The sequence below is a fragment of the Luminiphilus syltensis NOR5-1B genome (assembly GCF_000158175.1).
In the GTDB taxonomy this organism is placed as follows: Bacteria; Pseudomonadota; Gammaproteobacteria; order Pseudomonadales; family Halieaceae; genus Luminiphilus; species Luminiphilus syltensis.
This window is the reverse complement of the sequence record NZ_DS999411.1, coordinates 147,919-161,620: the sequence shown is the minus strand read 5'-3', so window position 1 is coordinate 161,620 and position 13,702 is coordinate 147,919. Positions and strand designations below refer to the sequence as shown.

Below are 13,702 nucleotides of genomic sequence, written 5' to 3'. Positions count from 1 at the left end.
TTGCCCTCAGCGCCGGTAAACCGAGACCACCCAATGACGGCTCGCTTGTCCTGCGGAGATTATTTCTGATCATGCGAATGGCACCTATAAAAGGCGTATCGGTTTGTTCAACGGTGTTTACGCTGCTGTTATTGGCACTACTGACCGTCCTGTCTCCCGGAGCGCGTGCCCAGGCTTCACCGTTTACGGTCGCGGATATTCGCGTTGAGGGTTTGCAGCGTATATCCCCGGGGAGTGTCTTCGCTGTGCTGCCGGTGGGCGTGGGGGATGTTGTTGATGGTCTGGCGGTCCGCGCAGCCGCCAAAAATCTGTTTGCTACCGGTAACTTCGATGACATCAGTATCGGACGTGATGGTGATGTTTTGGTGGTCTCCGTTGTGGAGCGGCCCAGCATCAGCGAAATCAATATCGATGGGAACAAGGCCATTGAGACCGAGGCGCTGCTCGATGGCCTCAAAGGCGCGGGCTTGGCCATTGGCCAGGTGTTCCAGCGCTCAACCCTTGAGGGTATGCAGTTAGAATTGCAGCGGCAGTACGTGCTGCAGGGGCGTTACGACGCCACCATCGACACCGAAGTGATTCCGGAGCCGAGGAACCGCGTTTCCATCGCTATCGATGTGAACGAGGGCACGGTGGCGTCAATCAGCCATATTAATGTGGTCGGTAATTCGATCTTCGATGATGAGGAACTCGCGGAGATTTTTGTTCTGAAGACGACCGGCTGGCTGTCGTTTTTCACCAGCGATGATAAATATTCCAAGGAAAAGTTGACCTCTGACCTGGAGGCACTCACTTCGTATTATCTCGACCGGGGCTATCTGGAGTTCAGCATCGATTCGACTCAGGTGGCCGTATCGCCCAATAAGGAAGAGGTCTTTATTACGGCCAACATCAGCGAAGGTGAGCAGTTTACGATTACGGATGTGGGCTTATCCGGCGATCTGGTGTTGCCAGAGGAGGATCTGCGTCGTTACCTGCTGATTCGTGAAGGCATGATTTATTCCCAGGCATTGGTAACCACCACAGAAGATTATTTGACCCGCAGGTTGGGTAATGAGGGCTATAACTTTGCCAAGGTGACCGGTATTCCCGAAATCGGCGAAGAAGGGTCCACAGTGGCTATTAAATTTTTCGTGGACCCCGGTAAGCGCACCTACGTTCGCCGTATTAATTTCACCGGAAATATGCGCACCGCCGACGATGTCCTGCGACGTGAAATGCGTCAGATGGAGGCGTCTCCCGCGTCAGCGGCTGACATAGAACAGTCGCGGATCCGACTCGAACGACTCGGCTTTTTCAAGACGGCTACGGTTGAAACCAAGGAAGTACCCGGTACCGATGACTTGATTGATGTCGATTTTACAGTGGAGGAACAGTCTTTCGGGAGCATTGGCGGTAGTGTTGGTTTCGCCCAGGACGCGGGTCTGATTCTTGGTTTGAACCTCACGCAGAATAATTTTTTGGGTTCCGGCCGGCGCGTGGGTGTGAATATCAACTCCTCTCGATTTCAGGACTCGGCCTCGTTTAATTACACCAATCCCTACTTTACCGAAGACGGGGTAAGCCGCGGTTTCAGTGTGTTCTTTCGCAAGACGGACCTGTCTGAAATCAATGTCGCGAGCTACACCACCGATACCTTCGGCGCGTCTCTGAACTTTGGTTATCCGATCAGCGAGACACAGCGTCTCGGCTTCTCCTTCGGCGCATCGGACACCAAGATCACGACCGGTGACTTCGCCGTACAGGAGATTCGAGCAAGCCCAAGGCTGCAGGACGGGGTGTTCGATTTCTACGAGTCACAGCGGCTTGCGGACGGTACCTATTCGGCAGCGGAGTTCCTGTTGCCACTGGAGGAACTCTCTCCGTCCGCGTTGTCGCCGCCCCCGGAGCCCGGCTTCCTCGATGAAAACGGAGACCAATTCCTCAACTGGACGGCGACAGGCTCCTGGCTGCAGTCAACACTGAACCGCGGTCAGCTTGCGACGCGAGGCGCCTCCCAGTCGTTGGCTCTGGAGGTTTCAGTGCCCGCGTTGTCAGATCTGGAGTTTTTCAAGCTGACTTACCGGGGGGAGGTTTATTTCCCGATCTACGGTCCCTTTACCCTTCATCTGAGAACGGAGTTGGGTTACGGCGATGGCTATGGCGACACCACGACACTGCCGTTCTTCCAGCACTTCTTCGCCGGTGGGTTTGGTTCGGTGAGGGGGTTTGAGGTCAATACGCTTGGTCCGAGGAGCACGCCGCCGATCAACTATATTGTTGATCGACCGATCACTGAAATTGATGAAAATGGAGTGCCCCTTGAGCAGGGAGGGCCCAACGGTGATCAGTTCGGTTACGTGGTTGATCCCGAAACCGGCAAGATCGTGGTGCAGGAAGTCAACCAGCGCAGACCGCAGCCCTTCGGCGGTAACGTGCTGATGGAGGGTAGTGCTGAGATTCTGTTCCCATTACCGTTTATCAAGGATCAGCGGTCGCTCCGCTCCGCCTTGTTCCTCGATGCCGGTAACGTGTTCAACACCAATTGCACTGTGAATCAAGTTAACTGTTTCGATGTAGATGTGGCTGAGCTGCGTTACTCTGTCGGTATTGGTGTGACCTGGCTATCAGGCTTTGGGCCCATGACATTTAGTCTGGCCAAGCCGCTCAATGCCAGTGAGATTGACCGGCGTGAGACATTTCAGTTTACGCTCGGACGTGGATTTTAAAATCATATAACTGGGAGGTTATTGTGAAGACGATGAACAAACTGGCGGCCGCCGCCTTACTGTGTTGCCTGCCCGTGATTGCTGTAGCGCAGGGAAAAGTGGCCGTGGTCAACCTCGAAGAGGCCATTTTGCAGACGGATTATGCGCAGCAGCGGCTAGCCGAGTTTGAAAGTAATGAGGACTTCATGTCGGACAAGCAGGAGTTTGATTCGCTGAAGAAGGAGCTCGATGAATTGGTCGCAAACTTCCAGCGCGATCAGGAGGCGATGAGTGAGGACCAGCGGGTGGCTGCACGGCAGAAACTGGCGAGCAAGCAATCGGACATCGAATATGTGGCCAAGAAGCTGCAGGCCATGCAGCAGCAAAATGCCCAGCGCGTGTTTCAGGAATTGGCGCCGAGTGCTCGCGAGGTACTGCGCACCATTATCGAGACCGAGCAGATCGGACTCCTGCTTCAGCAGCAGACGGTAATCCACGCTGACCTCAGTTACAGCATCACGGCCAAGGTAACCGATAAGCTCAACCAGTTACCGCCCCAGTAGGCGTGACAGCTCTGCGCGACATCGCGGCGCGGCTCGAGCTCGACTTCAGGGGAGACGCCGATCGAGAAATTGACGGATTGGCCCCTCTGGATCGTGCGGGACCCCGCCACATCAGTTTTGTTGCGCAAAAGAAGTTTCTGGACCAGCTGAATACCACCGAGGCCGGGGTTGTGATTATTCATCCGGACTGGCTCGATGCCTGGTCGGGCGATGCGGTGCTCAGCGATAATCCTTACCTGAGTTTTTCCCGCGCCAGCTGGCTCTTTGATAATCGTCCCGTACCGTCAGGCGATATTGATCCCGGTGCCACGGTCTCATCCTCGGCGACGCTGGGTCGCAATGTGACCATCGATGCCGGCAGCGTGATTGATGCCGATGTGCAATTGGGTGACGACGTATGGATAGGTGCCAATTGCGTGGTGGGTCCGGGGGTGACTCTGGGTGCGGGTACCCAGCTGCGTCCCGGTGTCGTGCTGCATCATCACGTCACCATTGGCGAATGTTGCCTTGTACAGTCCAACGCCGTTATCGGATCCGATGGATTCGGCTTTGCCCCCAGTCCGGATGGCTGGCAGAAGATTCTGCAGTTGGCCTCGGTTCGGATCGGCGATCGCGTTGAAATAGGTGCCTGTACCGCGATCGATCGCGGTGCCTTACACGACACGGAGATCGCCGATGGGGTCATTATTGACAACCAGGTACATATCGCCCACGGCGTGCGGATTGGCAGGAATACGGCGATTGCCGCCTGCGTGGGTATTGCCGGCAGTACGGTTATCGGCGAAAACTGCACCCTGGCGGGGCAGGTTGGGGTCGGAGATCACGTAGAGCTAGTCGACAATGTGCATATCGGGGGCCAGGGTCGGGTGACCCGATCGGTAACGGAGCCTGGGCATTACGGCTCCGGAACGAGTTTGCAGCCCCTGAAACAATGGTCGAGAAGTGCGCTTCGCCTTGAGCAGCTCGACGCACTCGCAAAGCGCGTGGCGGAGCTTGAAAAGTTGGTTCCGTTACAAGAGCCCCCGTGTAAAAAATCCAAGGAGTGAGATCGATGATCATGGACATAGGCGAAATTCGGGAGCATCTGCCGCATCGATACCCCTTCCTTTTGGTTGACAGAGTAGTCGCTCTGGAACCGGGAGTATCGATCGAAGCCTATAAGAATTTGTCGATCAATGAGCCCTTTTTCGACGGGCACTTCCCGGATGAGCCGGTCTTCCCGGGCGTTTTACTCGTCGAGGCGATGGCGCAGGCGGCGGGTATTCTGGGTTTCAAAACCATGGGTAAAACCCCTGCGGACGGCTCCATCTACTATTTTGTCGGCGCGGATAAACTTCGCTTCAAGCGCCCCTGTGTTCCCGGGGACAGGGTGCATCTGTTTGCCAAGGTTCTGGGTGAGCGCCGGGGGATTTGGAAGTTCGAAGTGGAATCGCGGGTCGACGGCGCGCTGTGCGCGTCGGCAACCATTTTATGCGCGGACCGCTGATCGGTGATTCACCCGACCGCCATTGTCGATCCTACCGCGGAGATCGCTGACTCGGTTGAGGTGGGCCCCTGGAGCTTTATCGGCCCCGGGGTGATCATCGACGAGGGCACGATTATAGAGCCCCATGTGGTGGTGCGCGGTCCCACGCGAATCGGCAAGCGCAACCATATTTACCAGTTCTCCACTGTGGGTGAGGCCACCCCTGATCTCAAGTATCGCAACGAGCCTACTGAACTGCATATTGGTGATGACAATGTCATCCGCGAGAACGTCACCATTCACCGCGGTACGGTGCAGGATAAATCGCTAACCCTGATCGGTAATAAAAACCTGATTATGGCCTACGTCCATATCGGCCATGACAGTGTGGTGGGCGACAATACCATTCTCGTCAACAACGCGGCGCTGGCCGGGCATGTCGTGGTCGGCGATTGGGCGATCCTGAGCGGCTACACCCTGGTGCACCAGTTCTGCAAGCTGGGAGCCCATAGTTTCAGTGGCATGGGTACCGCTATTGGTAAGGATGTTCCCGCTTACGTGACGGTTGCCGGTAGTCCTGCACAAGCCAAGACCATAAATCTGGAGGGTTTGCGCCGGCGCGGGTTTGGCAGTCATGCCATCAATGAAATTCGCCGCGCCTACAAGATTATCTATCGTCAGGGCCTCACACTGGACGTGGCTATTGAGCGGCTGGAAAACATGGTCTCCCAGACGCCCGAGATACAGTTGCTTATCGATTCTCTGCGCAACTCAGAGCGCGGCATCGTTCGCTAGTGCCGGAGGGGGCACTCAATATCGGCGTGCTGGCCGGTGAAGCCTCAGGCGACATTCTCGGTGCCGCCGTCTTGCAGGAACTGGCGCAGCGACATACTCAGATGGCAGTGAGCGGTATTGGCGGAGATTTAATGGCGGCCCAGGGGCTTCATTCGCTGGTGCCCATGGATCGTCTGTCGGTGATGGGTCTGATAGAGCCACTCAAACGTCTACCTGAACTGTTGCGCATCCGTCAGGCCGTCTACAACCAGCAAATTGCCCTCCGGCCCGATCTGTTTTTGGGTATCGATAGCCCGGATTTCAATCTAACTCTCGAGCGCAAATTGCGTCGATCCGGGATGACTACCGCCCATCTGGTCAGCCCGTCGGTGTGGGCGTGGCGCCCGGGGCGGATTCGGCGTATCGCGGAAGCCGTCGATCTGATGCTGTGCCTTCTCCCCTTTGAGGTCCCCATTTACGAGCAGGCCGGTATCCCTGCAGTCTGTGTGGGTCATCCACTGATTGAGGAACTCCCGCTATTACCCGATAAGGCGACCGCCCGAATTCGTCTCGGTTTTGCCGATAACGATACGGTAGTTGCGGTGATGCCCGGCAGCCGCGCCGCCGAGGTGCGAATGCTCATGCCCTTGTTTAAAGAGGCCATGCTGCGCCTGGTACAGGTCAATCCTGCGCTTCGCTTCGTCATTCCAGCGGCGAGCCCCCATCGGCGCGAGCAGATCATGGCGGTGCTGGAAGGTGTTGATCTTCCTGTAGAGGTCATTGAAGCCCAGGGTCGACTGGCGATGGTGGCTGCCGATTCGGTGCTGCTGGCGTCGGGGACGGCAACACTCGAGGCCATGCTGCTTCGACGACCCATGGTGATTGCCTATCGATTAGGTGCGGTGTCCTGGCAGGTCTTGTCCCGTATGGCGATTACTCGATTTGTTGGCTTGCCGAATATTCTTGCCGACCGGGAAATCGTCCCTGAGTTATTACAGGATGCGGCGACGCCGTCGGCGATAGCGGACGCCATCATGGGTATTCTGGCGGAGGGCGACCAAACCCAGGTGCCTGTTTTTGAGGAGCTGGCAGAGCGGATTGGCGCTGATTTTGCGCCTCGTGCCGCCGATGCTCTGGAGGGTTTGCTGAGTCGATGAAGGTTGCGAACCTGTTTGATGAGCGATCGGGGCAGAGGGTGGCCGGTGTTGATGAGGTGGGTCGAGGTCCACTGGCGGGCGATGTTGTCGCGGCAGCCGTGATTCTGGGTGATGTATCCCCGGCAGGCATTACCGATTCAAAAAAACTGTCCCCTAAACGTCGGGCACAACTGGCTGTACAGATCAAAGCTGAAGCCTGTTGCTGGAGTATCGGTCGTGCCTCTGTCGACGAAATTGACCGGCTGAATATTCTCGAGGCATCCCTGTTGGCGATGACTCGAGCCGTCGAGGGTTTGTCGCTGAGGCCTGATTTTATTCTGGTTGATGGTAACCGGCTTCCACGCTGGGACTATCGATCCGAACCCGTGGTGGGTGGCGATGGTATTGAGCCCGCCATCGGGGCTGCCTCGATTATTGCCAAAGTACAGCGGGATGAGGAGTTGATCGCGCTGGATGAGCAGTATCCGGGCTATGGTTTCGCGCAGCACAAGGGGTATCCCACTCGCGCCCACCTCGAGGCTCTGGCGAGCTTGGGGGTAACGCCCATCCATCGCCGTAGCTTTGCGCCGGTGCGGCGCTTGCTCGACCTGTCCGCAGACGCTAGCGTATAACCATGACGTCGTTTGTTCACCTCAGGTTGCACACCGAGTATTCGCTGGTCGATGGTCTTGTAAAAATCAAGCCATTAATGAGTGCGCTGGCCGCCGCTAAAATGCCTGCGGTCGCGATAACTGATCTCACTAATTTCTATGGGCTAATAAAAGCCTATAAGGCGGCGGCCAGCGCCGGTATAAAATTGATAGTCGGCGCGGATTTTTGGGTTGTTGATCCGGATGATCCCGATCGACACCACAGTCTCTGCTTACTCGCGCAGGATGAGACCGGCTATCAAAACCTGACGACCCTGATTACCCGGGCGTGGCGCGATGGGCAGCATCATGGTCGGGCTTCGGTACAGCGCGCCTGGTTGGGTGATCACGCCGAGGGCCTGATCGCGCTGTCAGGAGGGCGGCTGGGCCATGTCGGGCAGTTGCTACTGCTTCAGCATCCCGAAGAAGCCCGGCAGGCGCTGATCGATTATCAGCGCGACTTTCCTGATCGGTTCTATATCGAACTGCAGCGTACGGGAAGACCTGGAGAGGAGGATTATATCCATGCGGCGGTAGCGCTCGCCGCCGAGCTGGACTGCCCCGTGGTGGCAACCAACGACGTTCGCTTCCTGACGCCTTCTGAGTTCGAGGCCCATGAAGCGCGGGTGTGCATTGGCGAGGGGCGAACTCTCGACGATCCCCGGCGTCCTCGTGACTACTCCGAAAAGCAGTTTTTACGCAGCGCCGAGGAAATGGCGGCGCTGTTCTCTGATATTCCGGAAGCCATTGAGAATACGGTAGAGATTGCACGCCGTTGCTCGGTGAGTATCCGCCTGGGAGAGCCGTTTCTACCCAATTTCCCGGTTCCGGAAGAACACTCCACCGAGAGTTTTCTCGCCCACCTCGCTAACGAAGGTCTGGCGGTACGGCTTCGCGCCCTGGGCAACCCGGATCCGGCACCCTATCAGGAGCGGCTCGATTTTGAGCTCAAGATCATCAATGAGATGGGTTTCCCCGGTTATTTCCTGGTGGTGATGGATTTTATTCGTTGGGCCAAGCAGCAGGGGATTCCCGTGGGCCCGGGTCGAGGATCGGGCGCCGGGTCGCTGGTGGCCTATGCACTGGAGATTACCGATCTTGATCCACTGACCTATGATTTACTGTTTGAGCGCTTTCTGAACCCGCAGCGGGTATCCATGCCCGACTTCGATGTTGATTTCTGCATGGACCGCCGGGATGAGGTGATCGATTACGTCGCGGATATGTACGGTCGCGAAGCGGTTTCCCAGATCATCACATTTGGCACCATGGCCGCCAAGGCGGTCGTTCGAGACGTGGCTCGCGTGCAGGATAAGCCTTTTGGTCTCGCTGACAAGATGTCCAAGCTCATCCCCTTTGAGGTGGGCATGACGCTGGAAAAGGCGTTGCGGCAGGAAGATGCCATAAAGGATCTGCTTCGTGAGGATAGCGCCGCCCAGGAAATCTGGGACATGGCCGTGCAACTCGAGGGGGCGACCCGCAACGTCGGTAAGCACGCCGGTGGTGTAGTCATCGCCCCATCGCGGTTGACCGACTTCTCTCCGCTGTACTGCGATGAGGAGGGCGGCGGAGTCGTTACCCAATACGACAAGAATGACGTCGAAGAGGCGGGCCTGGTGAAGTTTGACTTCCTCGGCCTGCGGACGCTGACCATCATCGACTGGGCCGTCCGCATGATCGATGAGCGGCGGGCGCGCGAGGGTGAAGCCAAGCTTGATATTTCGACCCTGCCACTAGATGACCCCGCGGTTTTCAAGGTCCTGCAACAGGCTGAAACCACCGCGGTATTTCAATTGGAAAGTCGCGGTATGAAGGAGCTGATCAAGCGCCTGAAACCCGATTGTTTCGAAGACATCATTGCGCTGGTGGCGCTGTTTCGTCCGGGGCCCCTGCAATCGGGCATGGTCGATAATTTTATTGATCGCAAGCACGGGCGCGAACAGGTGTCTTACCCTGACGCGCAATACCAGCACCCGGTGTTGCAGCCGATACTGGAACCCACGTACGGCATTATTCTGTATCAGGAACAGGTCATGCAGATCGCCCAGGAGCTGGCCGGGTATACGCTGGGCGGCGCTGACCTGCTTCGACGCGCGATGGGTAAGAAAAAGCTCGAGGAGATGGCGAAGCAGCGATCGGTCTTCGCCGAGGGAGCCAGCCGAAAGGGTATTGACCCTGATCTGGCGACACGCATCTTTGATCTGGTAGAAAAGTTTGCGGGCTATGGATTCAACAAGTCCCACTCAGCGGCATATGCGTTGGTGTCCTATCAAACCGCCTGGCTCAAAGCCCATTATCCCGCGGAATTCATGGCAGCGGTTATGAGTTCCGAGCTTGATAATACAGACAAGCTGATTACGCTCCGGGACGAATGTAAGCAGTTGGGCATTACCGTTCGCCCCCCCGATGCGAATGAAGGTGAGTACGCTTTTTCCGTCAACGACCGCGGAGAAATCATTTACGGTCTCGGTGCCATCAAGGGGCTGGGCGAGGGCCCCGTAGAGAGCATTCTTGCGGCGCGTAACGCGGGCCCCTTTGTTGACCTGTTTGAATTTTGCGACCGCACTGACCCACGCAAAGTCAATCGACGCGCCATCGAAGCGCTGATTAACAGTGGCGCACTCGATGGGTTAGGGGTCGAGCGCTGGATAATGATGTCTGCGGTCGAGGACGCCCTGCGAGCGGCCGAGCAGGCGGCGAATAATACCGCGGCGGGTATGGGTGATTTGTTCGGCGATGTACTCGCTGCAGGCCATCGACACGATCCCTACGAGCACCATCGCAATGCCCGTCCGTGGTCATCCAAACGACTACTGAACGGTGAAAAAGAAAGTATTGGCAGCTTTCTAAGCGGGCACCCTATGGAGGAATACGAGGCCGAGGTGCGAAAATTTGCCAGTCGCCGTATTCGTGATTTACAGGCGGATAACAGCGCCACGGTGGCAGGGCTTATTGTTTCGGTGCGTACGATCCGCACCCAGCGGGGGGTTTTGGCTGTACTGGGGATCGACGATGGATCAGGGCAGATCGAAGCCACCGTTTTTGCCGATATTTACAGCGAAAATCGCGAATTGCTTGAGAAGGATCGAATTGTCCTGCTGGAGGGGCGCCTGCAGACCGATGAGTTCAGTGGTGGTCTCAATTTGCGCGTGAAATCGGTTCGATCGTTGGAGCAGGCCCGAGAGGGGCGTATCACTGCCATGCTGGTTCGAATGGATCGGGCGCAGCTCGACAGCGGTTTGCGTCAGTCGCTGAGAGAGCTACTGCTCAAATACAGAGGCGGTGAGTGTCCGATTTGCATCGACTATCAGCAACCCCTGGGGCAGGCCCGAATTCGACTCGGTTCTCAATGGCAGGTCACTCCCACCGATTCATTACTCGATGATTTGCGGGGAACGCTGGGTAACGACAATGTAGAATTACTCTATGAGAACTAGCCTTTTGGTGCTGCTGGCCCTGTTAATGGTGGGTTGTACATCAATGCCGCCCTGCCACTTTTCGGGAAAAGCCAACGCGGCGCCCAGTGCCGGATGCCTCGTGGTCGCCGAGCAGGGTGTGCTATTGATCTCAAGTAAGAATGTGGGTTTTGGTCCTCCGGGGGGGAGCGTCGATCCCGGTGAGTCGGCCCAGTGTGGTGCTGAGCGCGAAACCTGGGAGGAGGCCGGTATCGAGGTCGTCGCGGGCGAACTGAGCCAGCGCTTCGATAATGGCTTTCACCTGTACTGGTGCGATCCCATCGATGAGCAAAATGCAACACCGAAGGTGCTGCGTGCGCAGGAAATAGACAGTGCGGGCTGGTATTCGCCGCATCAATTCAGTGATCTGGCCTGGCGTTTTCCGGGGCAGGAGAAGATCATTGAACAATTGATAGCCGAGCGCTATCCAGACCGTACAGAGGAGATCGACAATGAGTGATCAACAGGCTATCGAAGCACAGGTTTTTCGGCGTTTGCTCGACCATTTGGACAGTCGAAAGGACGTACAGAATATCGACCTAATGAATCTGGCCGGATTCTGCCGCAACTGCCTGTCTAAATGGTATGTGGCCGCTGCCGAAGAGCACGGCCAGTCGGTGACTTACGACGACGCCCGAGAACGGGTTTATGGAATGCCTTACGAGGAATGGAAGGCCAAATACCAGACCGAGGCGACGCCGGAGCAACAAGCGGCTTTCGAGCAATCGAAGCACTGACTGTTCCGGCGCGGGAGCTCCAGCCCGGTCCACTGCGGGCAGTGGCTCAGGCGGCCGATTGCCGCAGCGCAGCCAGCGCTTCCAGCGTTTTTGACAGGGATAGCACGTCGGCGTATTTCGCATTCATGTCGTAGAGATTAGCCGCATGGGCGTCAGGATTCCGGTCGCCCACCGCCTCCTCGGGGACAACAACGCGATAATTGTTTTGCAGCCCGTCGACGACGGTGGCGCGAACACAGCCACTGGTCGTCAGTCCTGTGACCACCAGTGAGTCGACGCCCCGGGCGCGCAGCTGCTTATCCAGATCGGTGCCATGGAATCCGCTGGCGTGCACTTTTTCTATCGAGATGTCGGTTTCGGCAATCGGTAATCGAGGATCGTATTCAACCCAATGCGAGTCGGGAGTCAGGCACTCCAGAGCGGGTAGTCGCGCCCTGAAGACCTGTGCCTGGTCGGGACTTCGGTAAATAACGGTGGTGAGAAAGACCGGCAAGTTGGCATCGTGGAAGGCGTTCATCAATGCCACATTGGCGTCGACGACCGTATCCGCCTTCGCGCCCAGGGGGCATTGTTCATCGGTAAAGCCATTCACCACGTCGATCACCACCAGCGCCGGTTTGGCACCCAATCCCTGATCACTTCGCTCCAGCGTTCTCATAAAATGCGACCCCTCTTCGAATCCAAAGGTCGATAGTAGGCATATCAAGCGATGAATACTACGTAAGCGCGGTCGCCACGAATCGCTTTTCAAATGGAAAAACCGACGGTCTCCCATACGACTGTTGCCGGACTCAAGGCACTTCAATGATTAAGGGCATACACCACATTAACCTGCTGGTCCGCGACCTGGATGACGCGGTTGCGCGGTATCGGGCACAGCTTGGACTGCCAGAGCCCGAATACGAACGCCTTCCGGGAAGAGGCGTTGAAACGGCGCGTTTCCGAATCGGTGAATCCTATCTGGTGCTGGTAATGCCCACCGCCGAAGGCGAGCCTGCGCGGGTTTTGGCCGAGCAGGGCGAGGGGCTGTTCCTGTTATCGTTGACGACCGATGACATCGAGGAGTCCATGAAGCAGGTGGTCAGCGGTGGCGGCGCGCTGACCTCTGAGGCGCCACGCGCGGGCGTCTCCGATTGGCGAATTATCGATCTCGAGCCCGAAAAAATCGCCGGTGGACGCATTCAGCTGGCCAATTCCCGCGCTTAAACACGACTTCAATCATGAATTTTTCAATAGTTCATCGGGTACACTATGGCTCGTTTTTTGCCAAGCAATCCGGCGTAGTGTCCCTTTAGGGCCCCGGGAGGAATGTATGACTGAGCGGATTATTATCAAGGAAGTGTCGGCCAGAGACGGGCTTCAGGCGCAGCCCAAGCACCTGAGCGTTGAGCAGCGGCAGCGGCTGATTGCGTCGTTGGTCAAGACCGGTGTCCCCGAGATCGAAATCGGGAGCTTTGTTTCACCCAAGGCGGTGCCGCAGATGGCCGGGACCGATCAGATCGCTGCAGCGCTTCCAGAGACGGCCGCCGAGTACTCAGCGCTGGTGCCCAACATGAAGGGGTATGAGCTGGCCCTCAAGGCCGGTATACGAACCCATGCGATTGCTATTTCTGCTACCGAGCAGATGAACCAGAACAACATCCGCAAAAGTCTCGCCGAGACCTTCACCATGGCGGAGGATATTTTGGTTCGCGCCCGCGAGGATGGCGTTGCCATCCATGTCTATCTCGCGGTCGCTTTTGAATGCCCCTACGAGGGCAAGGTATCACCGGCAACGGTGCTGGAGCAGGCAGCCCAGTTGATGCGCAATGAACCGGCGCGGCTCGTGATCGCCGATACCATCGGTGCCGCGGATCCGGCGTCGGTACGCAGTCTGATGAATGAATGTGTGGCGCAGTTTGGCACGGATGTTCTGGGTTGCCATTTTCACGATACCCGCGCCATGGCGCTGGCAAATGTTTATGCGGGGATCGAGAGCGGTATCCGCCAGTTCGACAGCTCCGCCGGTGGACTCGGCGGCTGCCCCTTTGCCCCGGGAGCGAAGGGCAATGTGGCCACTGAAGACGTGGTTTCCATGTGCGAGCAAATGGGTCTCGATACCGGTGTGGATATCCCCGCCTTGCTGGAGTCGGTGAAGGTACTCAGTGAGCTGATGGAGTCGCCACAGGGTGGTCGATCTCATTATTGGCTCAACAACAATTGGCAGAAAATCAGTCGCGACCACGCGGCCTAGCA

Annotated in this window: 13 protein-coding genes; 12 read left to right on the top strand and 1 reads right to left on the bottom strand. The window is 57.0% G+C overall.

Annotated features, from left to right (window positions below):
* Window positions 1-71 precede the first annotated feature (71 nt).
* From bamA to NOR51B_RS00570, 10 genes are read left to right on the top strand one after another with little or no spacing between them, the layout of a single operon-like run.
* Window positions 72-2,708: an outer membrane protein assembly factor BamA gene (bamA, locus tag NOR51B_RS00615; RefSeq protein ID WP_009019240.1), complete on the top strand. Its 2,637-nt coding sequence runs from the start codon at window positions 72-74 to the stop codon at window positions 2,706-2,708.
* A gap of 32 nt (window positions 2,709-2,740) precedes the next feature.
* Window positions 2,741-3,250 (top strand): OmpH family outer membrane protein, encoded by a 510-nt coding sequence (locus NOR51B_RS00610; protein WP_009021192.1) that lies wholly within the window; start codon window positions 2,741-2,743, stop codon window positions 3,248-3,250.
* A gap of 2 nt (window positions 3,251-3,252) precedes the next feature.
* Window positions 3,253-4,296: a UDP-3-O-(3-hydroxymyristoyl)glucosamine N-acyltransferase gene (gene lpxD / locus NOR51B_RS00605; protein ID WP_009020664.1), complete on the top strand. Its 1,044-nt coding sequence runs from the start codon at window positions 3,253-3,255 to the stop codon at window positions 4,294-4,296.
* Between the two features lie 8 nt (window positions 4,297-4,304).
* On the top strand, window positions 4,305-4,736 hold the full coding sequence (gene fabZ, locus NOR51B_RS00600) for a 3-hydroxyacyl-ACP dehydratase FabZ (protein ID WP_040482212.1): 432 nt from the start codon (window positions 4,305-4,307) through the stop codon (window positions 4,734-4,736).
* Window positions 4,737-4,739: 3 nt separating this feature from the next.
* A complete protein-coding gene (gene lpxA / locus NOR51B_RS00595) occupies window positions 4,740-5,510 on the top strand; it encodes an acyl-ACP--UDP-N-acetylglucosamine O-acyltransferase (protein WP_009021558.1) in 771 nt (256 codons plus the stop codon).
* Entirely contained in the window at window positions 5,510-6,646 is a 1,137-nt protein-coding gene (gene lpxB, locus NOR51B_RS00590) for a lipid-A-disaccharide synthase (protein ID WP_009020526.1), read from the top strand. The genes lpxA and lpxB overlap by 1 nt, the downstream gene beginning before the upstream one ends.
* Window positions 6,643-7,257 carry a ribonuclease HII gene (gene rnhB, locus NOR51B_RS00585; RefSeq protein WP_009020085.1) on the top strand — a complete coding sequence of 205 codons (615 nt, stop codon included), beginning with the start codon at window positions 6,643-6,645 and terminating at the stop codon, window positions 7,255-7,257. The genes lpxB and rnhB overlap by 4 nt, the downstream gene beginning before the upstream one ends.
* A 2-nt stretch (window positions 7,258-7,259) precedes the next feature.
* Window positions 7,260-10,712, top strand: a complete 3,453-nt coding sequence (gene dnaE, locus NOR51B_RS00580) for a DNA polymerase III subunit alpha (RefSeq protein WP_040481462.1) — start codon at window positions 7,260-7,262, stop codon at window positions 10,710-10,712.
* Entirely contained in the window at window positions 10,702-11,190 is a 489-nt protein-coding gene (locus NOR51B_RS00575) for an NUDIX hydrolase (RefSeq protein WP_081443853.1), read from the top strand. Before dnaE ends, NOR51B_RS00575 begins: the two co-directional genes overlap by 11 nt.
* The gene (locus tag NOR51B_RS00570; RefSeq protein WP_009021617.1) at window positions 11,183-11,467 is read left to right on the top strand and encodes a DUF1244 domain-containing protein; all 285 of its coding nucleotides are present in this window, start codon (window positions 11,183-11,185) and stop codon (window positions 11,465-11,467) included. Before NOR51B_RS00575 ends, NOR51B_RS00570 begins: the two co-directional genes overlap by 8 nt.
* Before the next feature lie 46 nt (window positions 11,468-11,513).
* Here NOR51B_RS00570 and NOR51B_RS00565 read toward each other — a convergent pair whose 3' ends face one another.
* Window positions 11,514-12,125 (bottom strand): isochorismatase family protein, encoded by a 612-nt coding sequence (locus NOR51B_RS00565; protein ID WP_009019396.1) that lies wholly within the window; start codon window positions 12,123-12,125, stop codon window positions 11,514-11,516.
* Between the two features lie 146 nt (window positions 12,126-12,271).
* On the opposite strand from NOR51B_RS00565, the gene NOR51B_RS00560 reads away from it, so the two are divergent.
* A complete protein-coding gene (locus tag NOR51B_RS00560; RefSeq protein WP_009019492.1) occupies window positions 12,272-12,673 on the top strand; it encodes a VOC family protein in 402 nt (133 codons plus the stop codon).
* A gap of 106 nt (window positions 12,674-12,779) precedes the next feature.
* Entirely contained in the window at window positions 12,780-13,700 is a 921-nt protein-coding gene (locus NOR51B_RS00555; RefSeq protein ID WP_009020018.1) for a hydroxymethylglutaryl-CoA lyase, read from the top strand.
* Window positions 13,701-13,702: the final 2 nt, after the last annotated feature.

Bases quoted from the DNA above. Each gene is read 5' to 3' on its own strand.
- bamA (WP_009019240.1), top strand. From the start codon at position 72: ATGCGAATGGCACCTATAAAAGGCGTATCGGTTTGTTCAACGGTGTTT.
- NOR51B_RS00610 (WP_009021192.1), top strand. From the start codon at position 2,741: ATGAACAAACTGGCGGCCGCCGCCTTACTGTGTTGCCTGCCCGTGATT.
- rnhB (WP_009020085.1), top strand. From the start codon at position 6,643: ATGAAGGTTGCGAACCTGTTTGATGAGCGATCGGGGCAGAGGGTGGCC.
- dnaE (WP_040481462.1), top strand. From the start codon at position 7,260: ATGACGTCGTTTGTTCACCTCAGGTTGCACACCGAGTATTCGCTGGTC.
- NOR51B_RS00575 (WP_081443853.1), top strand. From the start codon at position 10,702: ATGAGAACTAGCCTTTTGGTGCTGCTGGCCCTGTTAATGGTGGGTTGT.
- NOR51B_RS00570 (WP_009021617.1), top strand. From the start codon at position 11,183: ATGAGTGATCAACAGGCTATCGAAGCACAGGTTTTTCGGCGTTTGCTC.
- NOR51B_RS00565 (WP_009019396.1), bottom strand. From the start codon at position 12,125: ATGAGAACGCTGGAGCGAAGTGATCAGGGATTGGGTGCCAAACCGGCG.
- NOR51B_RS00560 (WP_009019492.1), top strand. From the start codon at position 12,272: ATGATTAAGGGCATACACCACATTAACCTGCTGGTCCGCGACCTGGAT.
- NOR51B_RS00555 (WP_009020018.1), top strand. From the start codon at position 12,780: ATGACTGAGCGGATTATTATCAAGGAAGTGTCGGCCAGAGACGGGCTT.